Origin of the sequence: Paraburkholderia phenazinium, from assembly GCF_900142845.1 — a bacterium.
GTDB lineage: Bacteria > Pseudomonadota > Gammaproteobacteria > Burkholderiales > Burkholderiaceae > Paraburkholderia > Paraburkholderia phenazinium_A.
Genome location: NZ_FSRU01000003.1, coordinates 385,031 through 405,473, shown reverse-complemented (window position 1 = coordinate 405,473; position 20,443 = coordinate 385,031). Strand labels below are relative to the sequence as shown.

Below are 20,443 nucleotides of genomic sequence, written 5' to 3'. Positions count from 1 at the left end.
GGTGTCGTTGGGGGCACTTGTGCATTGAGTCGGCGGGCGTGCTATTTGCTGACGATGTCCTGAGGTTGGCGCGCTGGTATCGAGGCTCGCCAAATTTGCAGTGGTCAACCCTGGATGTGCCCCGGCACCCAGGGCATCACTCCTTCGCGCGCTCAGTCGGTTGTATCGAGCGGCATGACAACTTACGATTCAATACCAGATGCAAGCATCGAATCGAGCAAAGGTGTCAATCGTAGCGATCTTGGCAAGCGCGCTGTTTGGCGCACTCGTTGCGTACACCTTCGTCGGCCTGGTGCGTTACGCGATGGTTGCCCCCCCAAGCTTCGATGGGGCGATGAATCTCAACACGGCTGCGTCCTTCTCTCGTGGGGAAGGTTACGGCTTCTTTTACGACCAGTTCTTTTCGTTTCCGGCGCAAACGGATGGCCCATTCATCTTGCCTGCGGCGCTTGCATTTTGGGTAGGCGGCATCACGCCGTTTACAAGCCAGGTTGTCAACCTGCTCTATGTCGTGGCGCTCATTTGCATGGTGATCGCTCTGACCCGTCGCGTTGGGGTACCGCTTTGGCTTGCCCTGTTTGGCATGATGGCATGCGTGGCGACCCCGGGTTTCATCGAATACTCCATGAGCGGATACGGTGAGATTCCAGTACTCGTCTGGTTTCTGGCTGGGATATTCGTGTTGGTCCCGCGCAAAGTGCGTGGCATTCCTGATCGTCACAGGCTGTTCGTCGCTGGTCTGTTGTTCGGTATGGCCTACTTGACGAAGGTCGTTGCGCTGGTCTGCGTTGCCCCTGGGATGCTCGTTCTCGCGTGCCTGATTTTCACGCAGCCGAACAGATGGCGCCGCCTCGTCGCCTTCGCGATCGGTTTTGGTGCGCCGGTCGCTGCCTGGGAAGTATTCCGGTTAGTCGAGCTGGGAAGTGTGCATGCCTATCTTGGCTGGTGGCGGTTTCAGGCCGGCCAGATTCTGGCGCAGTCCGGAGCCAGACCCAATCATGCTGCGGAAGGTGTGATTCACAAGGGCGTACAACATCTGTCAATTCTTGCCGACCTTACTGGCGTTGCTGCGCCGATGCTGGCAATCTGCGTTGTTGTGCCCGTTGCGCTCGGCTTGATCTTTGCTCTTGACCGGAGAAGGCTGGCACATATCCGGTTGGTTCTCGGGATGCTTGCGGTAGTAGTAGGGCTGTATTTTTTCTGGTGGATCTTCATCGGTCCGACTGCAATGGCATGGCTGCGTCGAATCGTTGATGGCCTGGTACTCTTGCAATGTCTCATCGTTGTTGTGTTAGCTGAGGCATGGCGTCGTCCAGATGCGACGCCTGAGCGCTCGGTAGCCCGCGGGAGAGGTCTGCGTGCAGTCACGCTACTTGCGCTGGTGCCGGTCGTCGCCGGCCAACTGTTTTTGATTCGAAGTGGGGAAACAATAACGCACCCACCGCAACCTCCGAAATACGCTTTGGACATGTTCCAGATGGCGGATCGAGTGCGGGCCCTGCCGCCCGATGCAACAGTATTCGGTACTGGCTGGTGGCAGGCACCTGTTGTTGCGCTCTTTTCGCAGCGGCGCTTCATGAACTTCGAGCACTGGTCTGCCGCCAGAATTAACGCGCTTCGCGACAAGTATTTCGTGACGGACATGTACACCGAAGGGCTCAGTCAGAAGTCTATTCGGACGGTTCTGGACGAGTCGCAGCACACGGTGTTATTCAAGCTTGACGGCGGCGCTTTGTACAAGTTGTGGGATGTGCAGCCATATGTTCCGTTCGCACCGGAAGATAGCGACACGGCAAATCTGGCACGAGAAGTCGACTTTTCCAGTGGGGACTACTCGAGCAAACGAGGCATATTCAAGCGAGACGGTGATCCCCAGGCGTGGGTTAGCCCGGACGGAGCAATTATGTTGAAGCGCTCAAATGAGAGCAGCTTGCGCATGGTGATCGAAGTTCCCCGAGACCTGTTTACAGGCGCTGCCCCACAGCACGCGCTGCTTCATGCGAGCAGTCCGGGTTGTCTGGACCAGGTGCTGTCGCTTGACAAGGCCGGAGTGCAAACTCTCTCCTTGCCGTTGACCTGTGCAGCTTCGCCCGAAGTGAAGCCGTTTCGGGTTAACTTGACAGTTGACGATCATGTTCCTTTCGTTCCGCAGATTGATGCTGATAATCGCCCGAGGTCGTTCAAGCTGCGGTCTATAGGGCTTATCGAGACCGCCGGTACGCTTTAGACACTCGCTGACCGACCTGCGCCGCTTCAATGCAATGTTTACCGGCGCGTTTCGTGCAGTAACAAATGGAAAGCCAAGTTGCCGAAGCACGCCAATTTGAGCAAAATTGCGGTTCCGTCGCGGGCCATACATAGATAAGTGTCGCTAAGACGACACCCACTTACGAACATGACAGCTACAAACGCGCCGCGCCCTGAGAGCGATAACTTGTCCGTGTCCGTGGTCGTCTATCGGCCGGACCTGGCGCTCCTCACTCGCACCTTGTCGAGTCTGGAGACCGCATGCAACGCGTTGCGCGTCAACAGTCCTGCTTTCGCGGTCACCCTTTACCTGGTCGACAACGGCGGACTGCCGGACATCTCCGCAGACCTGAACACCCTGCAGGAGCGGGGCATTCCCACAGTCCTCATCAGCGGCCACGGCAACGTCGGCTATGGACGCGGTCATAACCTCGCCATCGAACGGTCTGCGAGTCGCTATCACCTTGTCCTGAACCCCGATATCGATCTCGACGGCGACGCCCTGGTGAACGCCCTCGATTTCTTCGCCCAACATCCCGAGGCCGGTCTGTTGACGCCGCGCATCGGCGACGACGAAGGGCGTCTGCAATACCTCTGCCGCCGCTATCCGACGCTGCTCGATCTGTTCGTCAGGGGCTTCATGCCGGGCGGCATCAGACGACTGTTCACGCGACGGCTCTCGCGCTACGAAATGCGCGACGTCATCAACGACCGCGACATCGTCTGGGACCCGCCCATCGTGAGCGGCTGCTTCATGCTGTTCCGCACGGACTTGCTCAAAGGGCTCGCCGGCTTCGATCCGCGCTACTTCCTCTACTTCGAAGACTACGACCTGAGCCTGCGCACGCATGAGCACGCCCGCGTGGTCTACACGCCGGACGTGCGGGTGCTCCACCACGGCGGCGGCGCCGCGCGCAAAGGCTCGACGCACATCCAGATGTTCGTCGCGTCGGCGTTCAAGTTCTTCAACCGGTTCGGCTGGAAGTGGCTATGAGTCAGGTTCTCGTCACCGGCGCCAACGGCTTCGTCGGACGCGCCCTGTGCGGCGCGCTGTTGCAGGGCGGTCATCAAGTGACCGGCTTGATCCGTCAGCCCGGCGGCTGTCCGACAGGAACCCAGGAATGGATGCACAAGGGGCAGAATTTCGCGGGCCTCACCGAGGCCTGGCCTGACGCACTTCAGGCTGACTGCGTCGTGCACCTCGCGGCGCGTGTCCACGTCATGCAGGACCCGGCTGCGAACCCGCTTGCCGAATTCCGCGCGACGAATGTCGAAGGCGCCCTGCGGGTTGCCGAGGCCGCGCGCGCAAAAGGCGTGCGACGCATGGTCTTTGTCAGCAGCATCAAGGCCATGGCGGAGGCCGACGCCGGCCGCCCACTGCGCGAGGACGCGCAGCCGCAGCCGCAGGATCCCTATGGCCAGTCGAAGCACGAGGCCGAGCAGGTGCTGGTGCAATACGGCAACGCCTTTGGGCTCGAGATCGTGATCGTCCGCCCGCCGCTTGTGTACGGTCCCGACGTGCGCGCCAATTTTCTGCGCCTGATGACGGCCCTTTCCAAAGGCTTACCGTTGCCGCTCGGCGCGATTAGCGCGAAGCGCAGTCTTGTCTACGTGGACAATCTGGCCGATGCGCTGGTGCATTGTGTGACCGCGCCCCAGGCGGCGGGCCAGTCTTTCCACGTCGCGGACGGCGAGGATCTGACCGTCGCGGAGCTGGCTCGCTCACTGGCGAGGCATCTGCAGGCGCCGGCTCGCCTGGTGCCGGTGCCGGCGAGCTGGTTGCGCCTGGCGGGCAACCTGACCGGCCGTTCTGCCCAGGTGGATCGTCTGATCGGCAGTTTGCAGGTCGATACGAGCCGCATTCGCACGGTGCTCGGCTGGCAGCCTCCCTATACAACCGACCAGGGGCTGGCCGCGACCGCCCGCTGGTATCGAGCCACGCACTGAGGTCGTCCATGGTCATGCAAGCGCTTACGACGACGCCCTGGACGGCTATCGCACTGGCCGCCCTGGTGGCCGCCTGCGCCTGTGCGCTGATTTTGCTGGTCCTGCTGAGAACCGGCCTCGCCTGGCGTCTCGCCACGGATATCCCGAACGATCGTTCGCTTCATGTCCGGCCCACGCCGCGCGTCGGGGGCTGGGGCATCGTGCCGGTCGCGGTGGTGGGCATTCTGCTGGCCGCGCCGGGCCTGTGGTGCGCGGCTGTGGCGGCGGCGTTCCTGGCCGCCGTATCGCAGGTCGACGACCGTCGCGGACTGCCGGCTCGCGTCCGCTTTGCGGCCCACCTGATTGCCGTCGCCGGTTTCGTGGTGCTCTATCCGGCGCCGGTGCCGTGGGTGATGCTCGTGGCCCTGTCGATTCTGATGATCTGGCTGGTCAATCTTTACAATTTCATGGACGGCGCGGACGGTCTCGCCGGCGGGATGGCGCTGTTTGGCTTCGGCGGCTATGCCGTGGCCGCGCTGAGCTCGGCCCAGCCGCTGCCCGAACTGGCCTTGGCGTGCGCTTTGGTCTCGGGAGCGGCGCTGGGCTTCCTGTTGTTTAATTTCCACCCCGCACGGATTTTCCTAGGTGACGCCGGCTCGATCTCGTTAGGCTTTCTTGCCGGTGCTTTGGGCTATTGGGGCTGGCTTCGCGGCGTCTGGCCCATCTGGTTTCCGGTGCTGGTGTTCGCGCCGTTCATCACCGACGCCTCCATCACCTTGGCGCGCCGTCTGTTGCGCGGCGAAAAATTTTGGCAAGCGCACCGGGAGCACTACTATCAGCGTATGGTGCGTTCAGGGATGGGCCATGCCAGAACCGCCATCACGTGGTATGCGCTGATGGCGGCTGGCATAATGATTGCGGTGTATTTGCTTGGCCGGCCTCCGGCTGTTCAATGGTGCGTTGTCGCTGCATGGGTCGTCGCGCTCTGTCTGTTGGGCGTGGCAGTAGATCTGCGTTGGCGTCGCTTTCAATCAACACTGTCTGAACAATCCTCTGAGGTATGACGCAGATGTTAAAAAATAAAGCCTCTTTGCTGTCCCTCAGTGCCTTCCTGTTCGATCTGTTTGCGGTCACGGCGGCATGGCTGACCGCCTACGTCATTCGCTTCAACGGCACCGTCCCGGCTGACTTCATGGAAGGTGCGTTGCATTCGCTCTTCTGGGTGCTGCCGGTCTACGGTGTGATGTTCCGCATCTTTGGCCTGTACCGAGGCATGTGGGTGTTCGCCAGTCTCCCGGACCTCATGCGGATCTCGAAGTCGGTTATCGCCGGCGCGCTCGTCACGATGGTGGTCTCGGTGATGGTGCAACCGGTACCGATCGTGCCGCGCTCCGTGCTGGTGGTCTCGCCGCTGCTGCTGTTCCTCGTCATGGGCGGCACTCGCGCGCTCTATCGCGCGACCAAGGAGTTCTATCTCTACGGTGGTCTCGTCGGCCAGGGCAAGCCGGTCGTCGTGCTGGGCGCGGGCTCCGCAGGCGCGAGCCTCGCCCGCGAATTGTCGCGTTCGAGCGAGTGGCGTCTGGTTGGCCTGCTCGACGACGATGTAGCCAAGCATGGCCGCGAAATCTACGGCTACAAGGTGCTGGGCTCCATCAGCGAGTTGCCGCAACTGGCCGAGTCGCTCAAGACCGAATACGCCATCATCGCGATTCCTTCTGCTTCTGTGGAAGCACAGCGCCGCGTGGCGACGCTGTGCGTGCGCGCCGGCGTGCGTGCCATGGTGTTGCCGGCCCTGACCACGCTGACGCAAGGTCAGGCGTTCCTGTCGCGGGTTCGGCAGATCGACCTCGAAGACCTGTTGGGACGTGATCCAGTGAAGATCGATACGCCGCACGTCGAAGCCCTGCTGCGCAATCGCGTGGTGATGGTGACGGGCGCGGGCGGTTCGATCGGCTCCGAACTGTGCCGTCAGATCCTGCGCTTCGAGCCGGCGCAACTGATCGCTTTCGATCTGTCCGAGTACGCGATGTACAAGCTCACGGAAGAGCTGCACGACCGCTTCCCGGGCTTGCCGGTGGTGCCGGTAATCGGCGATGCCAAGGATTCCTTGCTGCTCGACGAGGTGCTGTCACGCCATGCGCCGCACATCTTGTTTCACGCGGCGGCCTACAAGCATGTGCCGCTGATGGAAGAGCAGAACGCGTGGCAAGCGGTTCGCAACAACGTGCTGGGTACGTACCGCGTGGCGCGGGCGGCGATCCGTCACGATGTGAAGCACTTCGTCCTGATCTCCACGGACAAGGCCGTCAATCCCACCAACGTAATGGGCGCGAGCAAGCGTCTCGCGGAGATGGCGTGTCAGGCCTTGCAGCAAACCAGCTCGCGCACCCAGTTCGAAACGGTGCGCTTCGGCAATGTGCTGGGCAGCGCGGGCAGCGTGATTCCGAAGTTCCAGCAGCAGATTGCCAAGGGCGGTCCAGTCACCGTGACGCACCCGGAGATCACGCGCTTCTTCATGACGATTCCCGAGGCCTCGCAACTGGTGTTGCAGGCGTCGAGCATGGGACGCGGCGGCGAGATCTTCATCCTCGATATGGGCGAGCCCGTGAAGATCGTCGATCTGGCGCGCGATCTGATCCGTCTGTACGGGTTCAGCGAGGAGCACATCCGCATCGTGTTCACCGGTCTGCGGCCAGGTGAGAAGCTGTACGAAGAATTGCTCGCCGACGACGAAACCACCACCCGTACGCCGCATCCGAAACTCCGGATCGCTCAGGCGCGCGGAGTGCCGGATAACCTGCTGGACGAATTGTTGCCCTGGTTGATGCAGCACCGTGTGTTGCCGGATCAGGACGTACGGCGCGATCTGCGTCGCTGGGTGCCGGAATATCAGCCGACGCTGGCGCCGCCGCTGCAGAGCGTGCCTTCGGTCACCAACGCTCGCGCTTCGTAGCGCTGGAGCGCTGCTTCTGGGCGTTGCGGTGTTCGGCTCGGGCAGGTAGAGGTAGCGAACCCTTCGCGACAGCAGCACGGCACGACAAGAAAAAGGCGCTTATGCGCCTTTTTCTATGCCCGCCGTTTCTTCCTCACCACCAGCCATCGCGGCGACTTGAAGCGCACGATACTCACATAGAGCCACACGTAGGTCGCGGCAAACACCACCACGAAGCAGAACAGATGCAGCGTGTGCCGCCAGAACAACGTGGCCGGGATCACGGCCACCAGGCACAGTAGCCACAGATACGGCGAGGTCAGCGAATTGCGCCGCGTCAGCTCGCGTGCCGTGCGTGCGCCCACGGCCCAGCGCATCAGCCGCTTGTAGACCAGCATATGCAGGTGGACGCCATCGGGAATCCCCGGCGACATCCCGCGAATGAACTTCTTCCGGTAGATCGAGAAACACGTCTCGAAGATCGGGTACATGAACAGCAGCACCGGATACCACGCCGACACATCGCGGTTGCGCATCACCAGCATGATCGACAGTTCCGCGAGCATGAAGCCGATGAAGTACGCGCCGCCGTCGCCGAGAAAGATCAGGCCGGCCGGAAAATTCCAGATGAAGAAGCCCATCACCGCGCCCATCATGATGAGCGACGCGGACAGCACGATCGGATCCGACACCTCGAACGCCACATACGCCAGCGACGCGAACATCATGAACGCGACCATCGAGGCAAGCCCGTTGAAGCCATCGATGATGTTGACGGCGTTCGCCAGCGCCGCCACGGCCAGCACCGTGACCGCGCAGGAAATCACCGCATAGGAGAGCAGAAAATCGAGCGGCGGCACGCTAATGCGCGTGACGGCGATATTCAGCAGGAAATAGGCGAGGGCAGCGGCCGCCATCGTGCAGACGAGCCGCGCGAGCGGCGAGACGCGCTTGGTCAGGTCTTCCACCAGTCCCGAGCCGAAGGCCGGCAGGCCGCATGCCACGAGCCCCAGAATCCCCCCGGACACGGCCGGATACGCGTGATGCAACTGCAAGGCCGACACCACCAGGCCGATCAGGATGCCCGTGCCGCCGATCCGCGGCACCGGTTGCGCGTGGAATTTCTGCACGCCGGCCAGATCGGTATCGGTGGAGAATTTTTCGTGCAGATGCGCGTAGCGCACGATCAACAAGGTGATCAGCAGAGAGACGAGGAACCCGAGCGCGAAACTGAGCATGAAGGTGAGCCTGAGCGAAGACGCCGAATTATACAAACGAAACGAACGGGCCTCGAAAAGCGGCCCGGGACGGACTACAGTTTCAGTCAGCGACCCTCTCGCTGATGGCCCTGGAGCCCTGCGCAGCAAGGCACGGCTTCGCCACTGAAAAGAATCGGCCGTTCCGTCATACTGCTGGTCTACTGTTTGACTGATTGACACCCATGTTTGGCAAGTTCACCGTTGCTTTCATTCTGTTTTCTATTGCTGGCAGTGCCCTGGCCGACGGCTATTCGCACCCCGTCGTGATGACCGGCGTCACGCAAATGGCCGACACGGCCGAGCTGCACTTCGATCCTGCTCCCAAAGACACCGGCACGCTGGTGATTCTGGGCGATCACACGAAAACGCCGAAGCAAAGCTACCCATTCGTCTACAGTTTGCCGACCCCGCAGCGCGGAACGGTTGACCCGGCGGTCAACCTCGATTTCAGCGGCAAGCAGAAGCTGACCATCCTATGCGACCCGCGCTCGGATAACTGCATGTCAACCGGCTATGTGACCCTCGGGGCCGCGACCTTTTCCATGCTGTGGAAAGTTACGCAACACTAAGCGTCTCTCCGTAATGGGGTGAGCCGATTCACCCCTTGCACGAAGCATTGCGCATATTTCGCGTACGTCCCGGACGGCATTCAGCCTCCCGCTCCCACATAGTGACTCCGTAACCCCCCGAAACCCTTGCCTGTCATGGATTCCCCCTATCTAGCCCGGGGTCCGGACGACCGTTAACGCAGAGGCGGCGAGGTGCGAACGGGGAGCTTTGGTCGTGCGCCGCTCGACCAGGACGTTACGGAGAAACAATGCTAAATAACATCACCATTCGGGGCGGATTGACGCTGGTCATCGGCGTCTTCGTCGCGTTCTTGCTGACCGTGATCGGGGTCGGATACGGCGCGCTCAAGCTCGCGAGCAACGGCTTGCACGATGTGCAGCGCAATTCGGTCGCGTTGACGCATCTGAACGCCAGTTCTGCGAAGCTGTTGCAGGTGCGGCTCGCATTGGGCAGTTACGAGACCCTGTTCAGCGTCGGCAAGCAAACGGACGATCTGCTGCCCGCTGCGCACAAGGTGCTGATCGAGTCGAATGACGATTTCCACACCTACGCGGCAGGTCCTTTCGGCAGCGACGACGAGCAGCGGCTCGCCCATGCCGTGGAGACGGCGCGATCGGCATTGGTCGATCAGGCTATCGAGCCGGAATTCAAGGCGCTTGCCGATAACGACTTCAACACCTTCCGCAATATCCAGGGCGAGACCGCCAACAGTTTCTACGCCACGTACGCGAAAGCGATCGACGCGCTCGAGCAACTGGAAGCCGATAACCAGCAGCGTCAGGCCGACACCGCCGGTGCGCGTTTTCGCATTGCCACGCTGCTGTTTGCGGCGATCGGCGTGATCTCGATCGTGATTGGCGTGCTGGCGCGCGTCGGTCTTTCGGCGGCGGTGATCCGGCCGGTCAACCAGACCATTCGCCATTTTCAGCGTATTGCCGCGGGCGATCTGACGATCGCCGTCAAGGTGCGTTCGCGCAACGAGATGGGCCAGTTGCTCGGCGCCCTGACGCAGATGCGCGATGGCCTGATCGACACGGTATCGAAGGTGCGCGGCAGCACCGGCGCGATTACCCAGGGTGCGAATGAGATCGCCTCGGGCAACGCGGATCTGTCGCGCCGCACGGAACAGCAGGCGGCGGCGCTCGAGGAGACCGCGGCCAGCATGGAAGAGCTGTCGGCGACGGTGAAGCAGAACGCCGACAACGCGCAGCAGGCCAACCGCCTCGCTCACGGCGCGCTGGAGACCGTGACCCGCGGCGGCACCGTAGTGGGCCGCGTGACCGAAACGATGGAGGGCATCACCACCTCGTCGCGCAAGGTGGCCGAGATCATCGGCATGATCGAAGGGATTGCATTCCAGACTAACATCCTCGCGCTGAACGCCGCCGTCGAAGCCGCACGCGCGGGCGAACAGGGACGTGGCTTTGCGGTAGTGGCGTCGGAAGTGCGCAGTCTCGCGCAGCGCTCCGGTACGGCGGCGAAGGAGATCAAGGAGCTGATCGGCGAGTCGGCGGCCAAGGTGGAGCAGGGTGCATCGCTCGTGGCCGAAGCGGGCAAGACGATGCACGAAGCGATGCAGTCGGTCGAACGCGTGACCAGCATCATGGGCGAAATCGAAGCAGCCGCCCGCGAACAAAGCGAGGGCATCGCGCAGGTCAACAAGGCGATTACCCAGATCGACGAGGTCACGCAGCACAACGCCGCGCTGGTGGAAGAGGCCGCTGCGGCGGCGAAATCGCTGGAAGAGCAGGCGTCCGTGTTGCGCGAGGCGGTGTCCGTGTTTCAGCTTGAAGCGGGCGAGTCGCGGGCGGACGAAGGCAGCGAGGAATCGTTTGCCGCCAGCGGGCGCGGGAGATCTTCAGGTCAGCTTGGCAGCGGCGCAGTGGCGCCGCTTCAGGCGGCCTAGCGTAGCGTGACCTGACACCACTGATAGGGATAATTCCCCTGGCCGACATAGGCCCGATGGATCGAACACTTGAGCGGATCGATGAGAAAGCCGTGTTGCTCAAGGATCGCTCGGGCCTGCTCCACCGAGCGCTGGTTGTCGGCCGCGGGGTCGTGCACGTCGTCGGCGCGAAGGCCTAGTTGACATGCAGGTCCTTGCGACGACGCACCGGAAAGCCACTGGACGCTCGCGTGCAAGCGAAAGCGGGACACCGTCCACTGCAGGCGCTTGCATGCCTCGGTGCTGCCGGTGAAGCCGATCTCGTCCGCGATCCGGTTCATCTTGGCCACGAACTCGATCCGCCAGTTATCTTTGACCTCAAATACCGCGAAGGTCGGGCCGCCGCGTTGACGCACCAATTGCCGCACGTGCTCGTCATAGAGAGGCGTGCCAGGGAAATTCCCGCCTATCTGCGTGAACGCGACCGTGGCGGGAAACAACGTCGCGAGCCATCCCCAGGCGGGATCGCCGCCTACGATGATCGCGGTTGTCGTTTGTGGCGAGTCGAGGCTCGGCGTCTCCGCACGGAACGCCTGACGCGCCCAGCTCTCATGTCCCCATGTTTCGACGCCGCCCAGCACGACGACGAGCGTTGTCACGCTCAAGGTCCACGCGGCGATCCGACGGGCGGTGAGATAGGCGGTCAACTGCGTCAGAAGCAGGAAGGCGACGAGCGGCGTCAGTAACTCCATGGGGACGACGTAGCGGTAAATGCTGAACAGCTTGAGCCACAGCAGATAGCCGAGCGCGACAAACGCAACGACGTAGCGCGCGCGCGGATCAAGTGCTTTGCCGTGCGAAGAGGAACGGCGCAGCGTGCGAAGACCGGAGAGCGCTATCCATGCCCAGAACAGGACATACACCACCGGCCAGATCCACTGATGCAGCGTCGCCTGACCAACCCGCTTGGAGTGCAGCGAAAACAGAAACGGCCATAGCACGGTTTCGAGCGTCGTCTTCGGAAGCCAGCTTGTATCGGCCACACCGACGCGCGGCGTCAACGCATTCGGGAACACGGAACTGAACTGCGGGAAGACAGGATTCCCGAAGGTCTCCCACATTTTCCACAGCCAGTACCCGCCGCTGAGCGAGAGCCCAACAAGCACGCCGATGCCGAACACAAACGCGAGACGAACCCGGGCGAAAGGTGTGGCAGGGAACAGCAGCAGCGAGACACATAGCGCGACGGCGTAGACCACATTGGTCAGCTTCAGGCCCATGCCTACGCCGACCAGCAATCCCCCCAGAACCGCTATGCCGAACGACTTTGCAGACGCGCTTGCGAGCCGGTTCCAGTACGTCAACAGCACCAGCAGCGAGGCGAGGCTGAACAGGGCGGTCGTGTCGTCGCCCATGGTGTTGCCCAGCTCGGAGAGAAAATTCGCCGTCAGGATGCCCGCTATCGCGAGCAGAAGCGGTACGCGGTAGCGATCCTCGGCCGGCAGATCGGGCAGCGCGCGACGCGCGATCGCCAGCAGCAATACGAAATTGAGCCCGTGAATGACGCCCATCAGAAAGCCGACGAGCGGGGCCGGCAGATACGCGTTGAGCACGTAGTAGCCGACATCGAGCACGGGATTGAAGTAAGTCTGCATCCCGGCCGGGGCGAAATCGGTGTGAAGCTTGTCGTGCAAAAACGCGAAAGCGTTGTACAGGTGGTAGTTAAACAGGTCCCAGTTTTTATCCTGGCCCAACCATAGCGACCACAGGCCGAACAGCAAAGGCACGCCGACGCGGGCAGTCGCCAACGCGCGCGGCGTATTCAGATCAACAGAGAGAAGTCGCCGCCAGACCGACTTGCGGGGAATAGTGCTTTCTACCGTATTCATGTTGGCGGGACTCAGCGTTGCCTGAAGACCCACAGCTTGGCCGAGGCAAAATTCACGACCATGCCCGCCAGCGATCCCACCGCGACGCCCACAATAGGCAGGAACGGCAGTCCCTTGAGCGTGAGCACGGTCGCGCTATAGGCGCCATAGTTGACGACGCCTCCCACCGACATCGCGGCAAGATAGCGCCACCACTCAACCCACGCCGACTCGCTGCGCACCGAGGTGAAGGTATAGCGGCGGTTGATTTGCCAGGTGGCCCATACGGCGCACAGGAACGACACCGCGCGGCCGGCGAAGTAACCGAGACCCACGGCGAGCGCGAGGTACAGAATGCCGGCGTCCACCACGAACCCTGCGACGCCCGCGATCAGGAAACGAATCAGTTGCTGGCGCATGCTAGTGAGCGCTCCAGCCGGGTACGTGCAGCTTGATCGAGAGACGGGGGCGCGTAGGGCAGGGTCCAGCTTCAAGGCGTTCGCTGGAACGCGCATTGAGCTGCGATCCCGTCGGCAGAACCGGGCTCGTCTTGGTCTTGGATAGCTTCACGATAGTGGGTGACATCACAGCAGGCGATGAGTAGGGCAAAGGGGCCCGATGCAGGGCCAGCGTCGACTGGGCGGGATTTTAACCTCTGGCGCGACCATTCCGGCAAAATGCGCTACGCCCAAGAATTTTGGACTGACACACTGCGAGGCCCATTCCGCCGATACAATCGCGTGGCCGAAACACTCGCCGTTACTCACCGCTCACATGCCTAGCCTTTTGATCCATCGTCGATTCCCAGGGCCCGCGTTCATGAATTTGCACGCCTCACTTTGGCGTGTTGCGATGAGAAGGAGTGCCTACCTCGCGAGCATCGGGGTCCTGTCTGCCTGTACCACGGTGTCGAGTGTCGACTCGCGGCAGGACGGCCACCTGACCCTGATGAGCCGGGCGCGCTGGAGCTTCACGTCGTGGAATCACGTCAGAACCGTCGGGACGAAGCGCGCCGCGGCCTACTGCAAGGACCAGGGCAGACAGTTGCATGTCGTCGCCGTGCACACCGAAGGCGTCTGGGGCGTGACGGATCAGATGATCGAAGTGGTGTTCGACTGCTATTAAGGCATCACCTCCTTCGAGCGAGGTTAAGGGGTTCTCTCCCCGTCCCACCGGTCGTACGTTTCATCGGCCGGGCCGGGAAATCACATTTGTAAAAGGCCGGCGGCGCGCTAAACAGGCGCGCGGGTGGTGCGGTTTCGCTCGCCTTCGCAATCGGCACCCTTGATATGCCGGAAGCATGCAGAGCATTCGATATTGTTTTTGGCAGGCATCGTGATGTTACAATTTGTTTCATGGTGCCATTCAGTTATTTCTTCGCCCGCCGTTAACGAAGAGAGCCGTCCGTGCGGGGTGAGCGGCCAGGCACAGCGTGCCCGATGTCAAACAAGATTTAATAACTTTCAAATGCCACATTACGCGATCTTTCAACGTTTCTGTCGTTACCCGGCTGATGAAGATCGCAGTAAGACCCTTGCTGTCCGGAGCTAGCCCGGCGATTGACCCGTTCAATCCCGGCGACAAAATTCGCGCCATTTCGCCAATGACGAACACATTTAAATCCAGCCCCGAACCAGTCATTCATCTCGTGAACGGATTCCAGAATCCGTACGGCGGCAGCGAGCAGGAGACCCTCCATCTTGCCAGGCTGCTGAACACGCGAAGCGAGGTCAAGCTGTGGTCGTCATCGTCGCGGAGTTCGCCTGAACTGGTCGAGCAGTTCGGCATCAAGACGCTCGGACTCGCGCCGGGACATCGGCCGAATGGCGGGACCTACGTCTTCGTCGGCTCGCACTGGCGCCACCGGACGTGGCCGTATCTCGGACCGGTACCGCAACGGCTGATTTACGTCTACAACACGTTTCATCCGAAGATCCTGACGCTGACTTCAACGCATCCGAAGCTGCTGCGTTGGCCGGAGACGGAGTACGTGTTCATCTCCGAGTTCCAGAAGCGTCAGGTGGGTGTGGATGGCGTGGTGCATCCGTCGCCTATCGACATTGAGCAGTTCAAACCAGGCTTGCCCGCAACGCGCAGCCGGCCCGTCGTCGGCCGGATGAGCCGCGATACCGCGGACAAGCATGATGACGAAGACCTCGTGCTGTATCGGGAGTGGTCGGCCCAAGGCGTCGATGTGAGGTTGCAGGGCGCTACCACCCTCGCTGGAGCGCTAGGGGACCAGCCGAACATCGAACTCTTTCCGGAAGGCGCGACGCCGGCCGCCGACTTTATGCGCTCGCTCGATGTCTTCTATTATCGGACCGGGTCGCACGTCGAAACGTTTGGCCGCGTGGTGTTCGAAGCGATGGCCTGCGCGCTGCCGGTGGTGTGTCACCGGCGCGGCGGCTATGCCGACTGGATCCGGCATGGCGAGAACGGCTTTATCTTCGACACCACCGAGCAGGCGCGTCAGATTGTGGCCACGTTGCTGGCCGATCCTGCGCTGCGTGCGTCGGTCGGACAGCGCGCCCGGGAGACCGTCGAATCGATGTATTCGGCAGCCGCGCTCGACCAGCGTGCGCAATTCTTTACCGCGCAGGAGAGTAGCGCGGTCCGGCCCTATCGGAATCAGGGCGAGGAAGCCTTGGTGGCGAACCGTTGACAAGCTAAGATCTTCGAATCCAGAAGTTCATATAGCGAAAAGGTTTTCCGATGGTCGCACCGCACATCACCGGCGAAGTCACGCCACTGCAAACCGGCGCCGCCCCCACGGGCAGCGCCGACGCGCTCAAGCATGGTCACTCGGCAACGTTGGGCGTAGGCTGGCGGTCCCAATCGGAGTCGTATGCGCTGCTGCTCGCGAGAGTGTGTGCGCTTGTCACCTTGTGCGCGGTCCCGATCTCCACGGCGGGCGTGAATCTCGGCTCCGGGCTGGTGTTGCTGTTTGCCTTGCTGTCTCCCGAGGCGTGGCGGGCATGCAGAAAGATCTTTGCCTCGCCGGTGAACGTCGCCGCGCTCACGCTGTTTGCTGTGCTCGGTCTGAGCATCGTCTACAGTGCGGCGAGCCATGACGAGGCGTTTAGCTTCCTGTTGAAGTACCGCAAGCTGCTGATGTTGCCGGTGCTGTTCGTGGTGTTCTACGGCAGCGACCGGTCGAAGTGGCAGGTCGCCGCGATATGGGGGCTGTTCTCCGCGCTGACGTTGAGCATGCTGCTCACGTACACGAACTTCTTCGGCTGGACCGCGGTGGGTCCCATGCACGGCAGCGACCCGATGACCAAAGCGTGGGTCTTCAAGGACCACATTTCGGGCGGCCTGATGATGGCGTTTCTGGGCTATCTGGCCATGGCGCTCGCCACGACGGTGCGCAAAGGCATCGGACGCTGGCTGCTGTATCTGGTCGCCGCGCTGGCGATGGTGAACGTCCTGTTCGTGCTAGAGGGGCGCACGGGGCAGGTGGTGGCGATCGCCTACATGGTGGTCTTCGTTGCCGTTCAACTTCTGAAATCGCGGCGCCAGGACCGGCGCACGCGCTGGATCGCCACAGTGGCGAGCGTTGCGGTCTGCCTGTGCCTCGTGGCCTATGCCTTCACCGCGAAGCACTCGCGGCTAGCGGAGACAGGGCAGGAGATTCAGCAATTCGAGGTCTACAACCAGAATACCTCGATGGGCGTGCGGCTCGAGTTCTATCAACGCAGTCTGGCGTTGATCCGCGAACGGCCGATTTTCGGCTATGGCGCCGGCAGCGTGCGCCCCGAATTCGAAAAGCTCGCGAAGAACAGCACCGGCGGTCACGCGGCCATGGCGAGCAACCCCCATAACGAGTTCTTTCTGATGGGCGTGCAACTCGGGCTGCTGGGCGTCGCGCTGTTCGTCTGGTTGCTCGTCGCGGTTGGGCGCGAATGCCGGCGGGTCGACACACTGGCGGCCACGGTTGTTGGCGGCTATCTGCTCGCTTTCGTGCTGGGGTGTTTCGCGAACTCGTTGCTGCTCAATTTCACCGAAGGGAATCTGTTCATTCTCCTGACGGGCATTCTGCTTTTTGGCGGTTCGTCGTCCCAAGGCTCACCTGATTCGTGAAGTAAAGCGGCCGGCCCTTGGTTTCGTTGAAGGTGCGGCCGACGTATTCGCCGATCACACCTAGCGTCATCAACTGGACGCCTCCCAGGAACAGGATGACGATCATGAGCGAAGGGTAACCGTGCACGCGGTCGCCATACATGAGCGCTTTCCAGAAGACAAACACGGCATACGAAAAGGCGAGCGCGGCGGTCCCCAGGCCCAGATAGGTGGCGAAACGCAGGGGCACCGTCGTGAAGGACGTGATGCCCTCAAGCGCGAAGTTCCACAGCTTCCAGTAGTTCCACTTGCTGACGCCGGCGTAGCGCGCGTCACGACGGTACGGCACCGCGATCTGATTGAAGCCCACCCATGCAAACAGGCCTTTCATGAAGCGATGGTGTTCCTTGATCTGGCGTAACGCCTGAACGGCGCGCTGCGACAACAGGCGGTAGTCGCCTGTGTCGCGTGGGACGCGCACGTGCGCAACCCGATCGATCAGCCTGTAGAAGCAATGTGCCGTTGCCTTTTTCAGCCAGGTTTCGCCTTCGCGCGACTCGCGCTGCGCGTACACGACATCATGGCCCGCTTTCCACAAGCGGATCATTTCAGGGATCAGTTCGGGCGGGTCTTGCAGATCGGTGTCGATGACAATCACGGCTTCGCCTCGGGCGTGGTCGAAGCCGGCGGTCATCGCAATCTCCTTGCCGAAATTCCGCGACAGGTCGATGAGACTCACACGCCGGTCGTCGGCATGAAGTTGCCGAATGACCGATAGCGTGGCGTCGGTGCTGCCGTCGTTCACGTACAGGATTTCTGCGGGCACATCGAGCGTATCGAGCACGGCCGACACCCGGCGGTGAAATTCGGGCAATACCTCTTGCTCGTTATAGGCCGGCGCAACGATGGTCAGCAGCGGCCGGTATTCCTCGACACCCGTGTTGTGTGACATCTCGATTCCCCGATACCGCTTCGCTTTGGATTGCGAACGGCTTTATTTAACCGGCACGAATGGAAACTGCCGGCTCATTTTCTAATAAAGAAAAGCCAAAATAGGCCGCAAACAAAGGGTGATAAACTCCGGCGCGCATGCGCGACGTACGCGTGCGAACGCCATTCTACAAGAACGCCGTCTCCTTCCGACCGGCATACGGAAAATCGATCATGAAACACGGGGAAACGCCTACGCTTTGGCGCTGGCTTTTGGTGGCCGCCGTTGTGAGTTTTGTACCCAGCCTTTTCTTCCCCTACGTTGGCGAGGAAGGCGTGTATACCATGACGACACTCGAAATGTGGCACGGGCATCTGTGGTCCAACCCGGTCCTGTACGGCAACGCATATGGCCGACCGCCGTTTCTGAACTGGCTGATGCTGCCTTTCGCCATGACGCTCGGTCCGGCACATGTGCTGGTGGCGAGCCGGTTGGTCACAGCGCTGGCAACCGTGTTCACGGCCGCGAGCCTGTTTGCGTTTGTTCGTGCGCTGGGTGGCACGCGCCGCGCGGCATGGCTTGCGCTGCTGGTCTTTCTCAGCTCGGACGCGCTGCTTTATCACGGCTGGCTGGCGTACTCGGATCCACTCTTTGCACTGCTGACGTTTGGCGCCATGGCGTCCATCATGGTCGCTGCGAAGCGCAAAGCCGTGGCGCCGATCGGCTTTGCGATGGTCCTGGTGACGGCCGCCTTCCTGACGAAAGCGCTGACCGCCTATGTCTTCGTGCTGGGGACGTGGGCGGTCGTTTTCTTGCGGCACCCGGACGCAAGGTCGACGCTACTTAAGCCGTCCGCCGTGCTCTGCTATGTCGCGGGCATCGCTGCCCCGTTTGCATGGTTCTACCTGACTAGCCGCACAGGTCTTGCCGGCCATGAGGGCGGCGCAATGACGGGGGATGTTCTGAAGCGGATGTTGCCGGCCAACCTGCTGGAGTGGCTGAGGCAAGTCGTCTCATTCCCGGTCGAAACGTTTTGCCGGTTTCTCCCGGTGTCCGCGGTCGTTGCGTATGGCGTGCTTCGAGGTCAGTCCTCGGGATCGAGTGAGACACGGTCATGGGAAACGACGGCGGCACTCGCAGCGGCGCTTAACTTCCTGCCGTACTGGCTCTCGCCTCAAGGCAGCATCCGCTACATTCTGCCGCTGTACCCGTTTATCGCGTTCGTGCTGGCCGGAAGGCTCGCCACGCTCAATGAACGCACGGTGCGAATCGCCGTGTACTGCGTGGCGGTGGTTATCGGACTCAAGTTCGTGGCGCTGGCGGTTTTTCCGATCGTCCAGACAAGGCAGCATGGCGATGCGGCGGCTGTGGCGAAGTCGATCGTCGCCATCACCGGAGCCGATCAAATCTATACGGATGACCCTTCAAGCGCAGGCCTTTCTGTGAACGGCAACATTGATAGCCAGCGCTGGCCCGCTGCGCCGATCACCTGGGTCCCGGCTGACATGCAGGACGGCTGGCTGCTCACCCGGACTGCGGATCGACCGGGCACTGCCGTTGTCTGGACGGGCACGTTAGGCAAGGAACGTATGTATCTGCTTTGCAGCGGGCGAGCCTGCGCTGCGGCGGCTGTGAAGGCTCATTGATCCGTTGAGCCTTCCGGCGCGAGACGCGACGGTCCAACCAGTGACCGGGAGACCCATGTGTCCATGCGTCTCCCGGCAGAACCTCTAGGCTCCCTCAAACCCCCGCGGATTCTTCTCCTGCCACCGCCAGTGGTCCGCACACATCCGCTCGATACCGAACTCCGCCTGCCACCCCAACAGCTTCGCCGCAGCAGCCGGATCCGCATAGCACGACGCGACATCCCCCGGACGCCGCGCCACGATCTCATACGGCACCGGCCGGCCCGAAGCCTTTTCGAACGAGCGCACCACGTCAAGCACGCTATACCCCTGGCCCGTCCCGAGGTTCACCACAAAGCTCGCATCGTGCCTGACCAGCGCATCGAGTGCCGCCAGGTGCCCACGCGCCAGATCGACCACATGAATGTAATCGCGCACACCGGTACCATCCGGCGTCTCATAGTCGCCGCCGAACACGCGCAGCTTCTCGAGCTTGCCCACCGCCACCTGCGCGACATACGGCATCAGATTGTTCGGAATGCCGGCCGGATCTTCGCCAATCAGCCCGCTTTCATGCGCGCCCACCGGGTTGAAATAGCGCAGCGTTGCGATGCGCCAGCTCGGGTCCGACAGTTCGAGATCGCGCAGCACCTGCTCGGCGATCAGCTTCGACTGCCCGTATGGGTTGGTGGCGGACAGCGGGAACGACTCGTCGATCGGCGAGCTCTTCGGCACGCCATACACAGTGGCCGACGAGCTGAACACAAACTGCTTCACGTTGCGATCGCGCATCACGCCAAGCAGCGTGAGCAGGCTGCCGACGTTGTTGCTGTAGTACTCGATCGGCTTCGACACCGATTCGCCCACCGCCTTCAACGCCGCAAAGTGGATCGCGCCCGTGACCGGATGCGCGTCGAAAATGCGCTGCAACGCGGCTTCGTCGCGCGCGTCGGCTTCGTAGAACGTCACGCTCTTGCCGGCGATCTGCTCGACGCGCCTGAGCGATTCGCGATTGCTGTTCACGAGATTGTCGATCACGACGACGTCGTAGCCGCCGTTCAGCAGTTCGACGCACGTATGCGAGCCGATGAAACCCGCGCCGCCCGTTACCAGAATCGTGCCCTTCGTGGCCATGCTGTTG

At 61.8% G+C, this 20,443-nt stretch carries 17 protein-coding genes; 11 read left to right on the top strand and 6 right to left on the bottom strand.

What is annotated here, in order from left to right; all coding sequences use genetic code 11:
- Positions 1 to 199: 199 nt before the first annotated feature.
- From BUS12_RS35395 to BUS12_RS35375, 5 genes are all read left to right on the top strand, one after another.
- Entirely contained in the window at positions 200 to 2,227 is a 2,028-nt protein-coding gene (locus BUS12_RS35395; protein WP_074302151.1) for an ArnT family glycosyltransferase, read from the top strand.
- Between the two features lie 168 nt (positions 2,228 to 2,395).
- Positions 2,396 to 3,241 (top strand): glycosyltransferase family 2 protein, encoded by an 846-nt coding sequence (locus tag BUS12_RS35390; RefSeq protein WP_074302150.1) that lies wholly within the window; start codon positions 2,396 to 2,398, stop codon positions 3,239 to 3,241.
- The gene (locus BUS12_RS35385; RefSeq protein ID WP_074302149.1) at positions 3,238 to 4,194 is read left to right on the top strand and encodes a UDP-glucose 4-epimerase family protein; all 957 of its coding nucleotides are present in this window, start codon (positions 3,238 to 3,240) and stop codon (positions 4,192 to 4,194) included. The genes BUS12_RS35390 and BUS12_RS35385 overlap by 4 nt, the downstream gene beginning before the upstream one ends.
- Before the next feature lie 8 nt (positions 4,195 to 4,202).
- Positions 4,203 to 5,237, top strand: coding sequence for an MraY family glycosyltransferase (locus BUS12_RS35380; RefSeq protein WP_074302148.1), 1,035 nt, complete (start codon positions 4,203 to 4,205; stop codon positions 5,235 to 5,237).
- Positions 5,238 to 5,242: 5 nt separating this feature from the next.
- Positions 5,243 to 7,126: a polysaccharide biosynthesis protein gene (locus tag BUS12_RS35375; RefSeq protein ID WP_074302762.1), complete on the top strand. Its 1,884-nt coding sequence runs from the start codon at positions 5,243 to 5,245 to the stop codon at positions 7,124 to 7,126.
- A 113-nt stretch (positions 7,127 to 7,239) separates the two neighbouring features.
- On the opposite strand, the gene BUS12_RS35370 is transcribed toward BUS12_RS35375, so the two are convergent.
- Positions 7,240 to 8,343, bottom strand: coding sequence for an MraY family glycosyltransferase (locus tag BUS12_RS35370; RefSeq protein ID WP_074302147.1), 1,104 nt, complete (start codon positions 8,341 to 8,343; stop codon positions 7,240 to 7,242).
- A 203-nt stretch (positions 8,344 to 8,546) separates the two neighbouring features.
- Here BUS12_RS35370 and BUS12_RS35365 point away from each other — a divergent pair, with 203 nt between their 5' ends.
- A complete protein-coding gene (locus BUS12_RS35365; RefSeq protein ID WP_074302146.1) occupies positions 8,547 to 8,933 on the top strand; it encodes a hypothetical protein in 387 nt (128 codons plus the stop codon).
- Between the two features lie 248 nt (positions 8,934 to 9,181).
- Complete coding sequence (locus BUS12_RS35360) at positions 9,182 to 10,840, top strand: methyl-accepting chemotaxis protein (RefSeq protein ID WP_074302145.1); 1,659 nt, start codon at positions 9,182 to 9,184, stop codon at positions 10,838 to 10,840.
- Here the strand turns inward: BUS12_RS35360 and BUS12_RS35355 are convergent.
- Both BUS12_RS35355 and BUS12_RS35350 read right to left on the bottom strand, forming a co-directional pair.
- Complete coding sequence (locus BUS12_RS35355; RefSeq protein WP_074302144.1) at positions 10,837 to 12,708, bottom strand: hypothetical protein; 1,872 nt, start codon at positions 12,706 to 12,708, stop codon at positions 10,837 to 10,839. The genes BUS12_RS35360 and BUS12_RS35355 overlap by 4 nt on opposite strands.
- 11 nt (positions 12,709 to 12,719) lie before the next feature.
- A complete protein-coding gene (locus BUS12_RS35350) occupies positions 12,720 to 13,106 on the bottom strand; it encodes a GtrA family protein (protein WP_074302143.1) in 387 nt (128 codons plus the stop codon).
- A gap of 433 nt (positions 13,107 to 13,539) precedes the next feature.
- Between BUS12_RS35350 and BUS12_RS35345 the strand changes: the two genes are divergently transcribed.
- Positions 13,540 to 13,812 (top strand): hypothetical protein, encoded by a 273-nt coding sequence (locus BUS12_RS35345; RefSeq protein WP_074302142.1) that lies wholly within the window; start codon positions 13,540 to 13,542, stop codon positions 13,810 to 13,812.
- A 240-nt stretch (positions 13,813 to 14,052) separates the two neighbouring features.
- On the opposite strand, the gene BUS12_RS39060 is transcribed toward BUS12_RS35345, so the two are convergent.
- Entirely contained in the window at positions 14,053 to 14,328 is a 276-nt protein-coding gene (locus BUS12_RS39060; protein ID WP_171991765.1) for a hypothetical protein, read from the bottom strand.
- Between the two features lie 7 nt (positions 14,329 to 14,335).
- Between BUS12_RS39060 and BUS12_RS35340 the strand changes: the two genes are divergently transcribed.
- Both BUS12_RS35340 and BUS12_RS35335 read left to right on the top strand, forming a co-directional pair.
- Positions 14,336 to 15,349: a glycosyltransferase family 4 protein gene (locus BUS12_RS35340; RefSeq protein ID WP_253190297.1), complete on the top strand. Its 1,014-nt coding sequence runs from the start codon at positions 14,336 to 14,338 to the stop codon at positions 15,347 to 15,349.
- A 50-nt stretch (positions 15,350 to 15,399) separates the two neighbouring features.
- Positions 15,400 to 16,767 (top strand): O-antigen ligase family protein, encoded by a 1,368-nt coding sequence (locus BUS12_RS35335; protein WP_083640805.1) that lies wholly within the window; start codon positions 15,400 to 15,402, stop codon positions 16,765 to 16,767.
- Here the strand turns inward: BUS12_RS35335 and BUS12_RS35330 are convergent.
- On the bottom strand, positions 16,703 to 17,698 hold the full coding sequence (locus tag BUS12_RS35330; protein ID WP_074302141.1) for a glycosyltransferase family 2 protein: 996 nt from the start codon (positions 17,696 to 17,698) through the stop codon (positions 16,703 to 16,705). The two genes, BUS12_RS35335 and BUS12_RS35330, sit on opposite strands and share 65 nt — an antisense overlap.
- Before the next feature lie 323 nt (positions 17,699 to 18,021).
- On the opposite strand from BUS12_RS35330, the gene BUS12_RS35325 reads away from it, so the two are divergent.
- Positions 18,022 to 19,323 (top strand): ArnT family glycosyltransferase, encoded by a 1,302-nt coding sequence (locus BUS12_RS35325; RefSeq protein WP_074302140.1) that lies wholly within the window; start codon positions 18,022 to 18,024, stop codon positions 19,321 to 19,323.
- An 84-nt stretch (positions 19,324 to 19,407) separates the two neighbouring features.
- Here the strand turns inward: BUS12_RS35325 and galE are convergent, their stop codons facing one another.
- Positions 19,408 to 20,436, bottom strand: coding sequence for a UDP-glucose 4-epimerase GalE (gene galE, locus BUS12_RS35320; RefSeq protein WP_074302139.1), 1,029 nt, complete (start codon positions 20,434 to 20,436; stop codon positions 19,408 to 19,410).
- Positions 20,437 to 20,443: the final 7 nt, after the last annotated feature.

Excerpts from the sequence above, each read along its gene's own strand:
- BUS12_RS35395 (WP_074302151.1), top strand. The coding sequence starts at position 200 with ATGCAAGCATCGAATCGAGCAAAGGTGTCAATCGTAGCGATCTTGGCA.
- BUS12_RS35390 (WP_074302150.1), top strand. The coding sequence starts at position 2,396 with ATGACAGCTACAAACGCGCCGCGCCCTGAGAGCGATAACTTGTCCGTG.
- BUS12_RS35385 (WP_074302149.1), top strand. The coding sequence starts at position 3,238 with ATGAGTCAGGTTCTCGTCACCGGCGCCAACGGCTTCGTCGGACGCGCC.
- BUS12_RS35380 (WP_074302148.1), top strand. The coding sequence starts at position 4,203 with ATGGTCATGCAAGCGCTTACGACGACGCCCTGGACGGCTATCGCACTG.
- BUS12_RS35375 (WP_074302762.1), top strand. The coding sequence starts at position 5,243 with ATGTTAAAAAATAAAGCCTCTTTGCTGTCCCTCAGTGCCTTCCTGTTC.
- BUS12_RS35370 (WP_074302147.1), bottom strand. The coding sequence starts at position 8,343 with ATGCTCAGTTTCGCGCTCGGGTTCCTCGTCTCTCTGCTGATCACCTTG.
- BUS12_RS35365 (WP_074302146.1), top strand. The coding sequence starts at position 8,547 with ATGTTTGGCAAGTTCACCGTTGCTTTCATTCTGTTTTCTATTGCTGGC.
- BUS12_RS35360 (WP_074302145.1), top strand. The coding sequence starts at position 9,182 with ATGCTAAATAACATCACCATTCGGGGCGGATTGACGCTGGTCATCGGC.
- BUS12_RS35355 (WP_074302144.1), bottom strand. The coding sequence starts at position 12,708 with ATGAATACGGTAGAAAGCACTATTCCCCGCAAGTCGGTCTGGCGGCGA.
- BUS12_RS35350 (WP_074302143.1), bottom strand. The coding sequence starts at position 13,106 with ATGCGCCAGCAACTGATTCGTTTCCTGATCGCGGGCGTCGCAGGGTTC.
- BUS12_RS35345 (WP_074302142.1), top strand. The coding sequence starts at position 13,540 with ATGAGAAGGAGTGCCTACCTCGCGAGCATCGGGGTCCTGTCTGCCTGT.
- BUS12_RS39060 (WP_171991765.1), bottom strand. The coding sequence starts at position 14,328 with ATGACTGGTTCGGGGCTGGATTTAAATGTGTTCGTCATTGGCGAAATG.
- BUS12_RS35335 (WP_083640805.1), top strand. The coding sequence starts at position 15,400 with ATGGTCGCACCGCACATCACCGGCGAAGTCACGCCACTGCAAACCGGC.
- BUS12_RS35330 (WP_074302141.1), bottom strand. The coding sequence starts at position 17,698 with ATGTCACACAACACGGGTGTCGAGGAATACCGGCCGCTGCTGACCATC.
- BUS12_RS35325 (WP_074302140.1), top strand. The coding sequence starts at position 18,022 with ATGACGACACTCGAAATGTGGCACGGGCATCTGTGGTCCAACCCGGTC.
- galE (WP_074302139.1), bottom strand. The coding sequence starts at position 20,436 with ATGGCCACGAAGGGCACGATTCTGGTAACGGGCGGCGCGGGTTTCATC.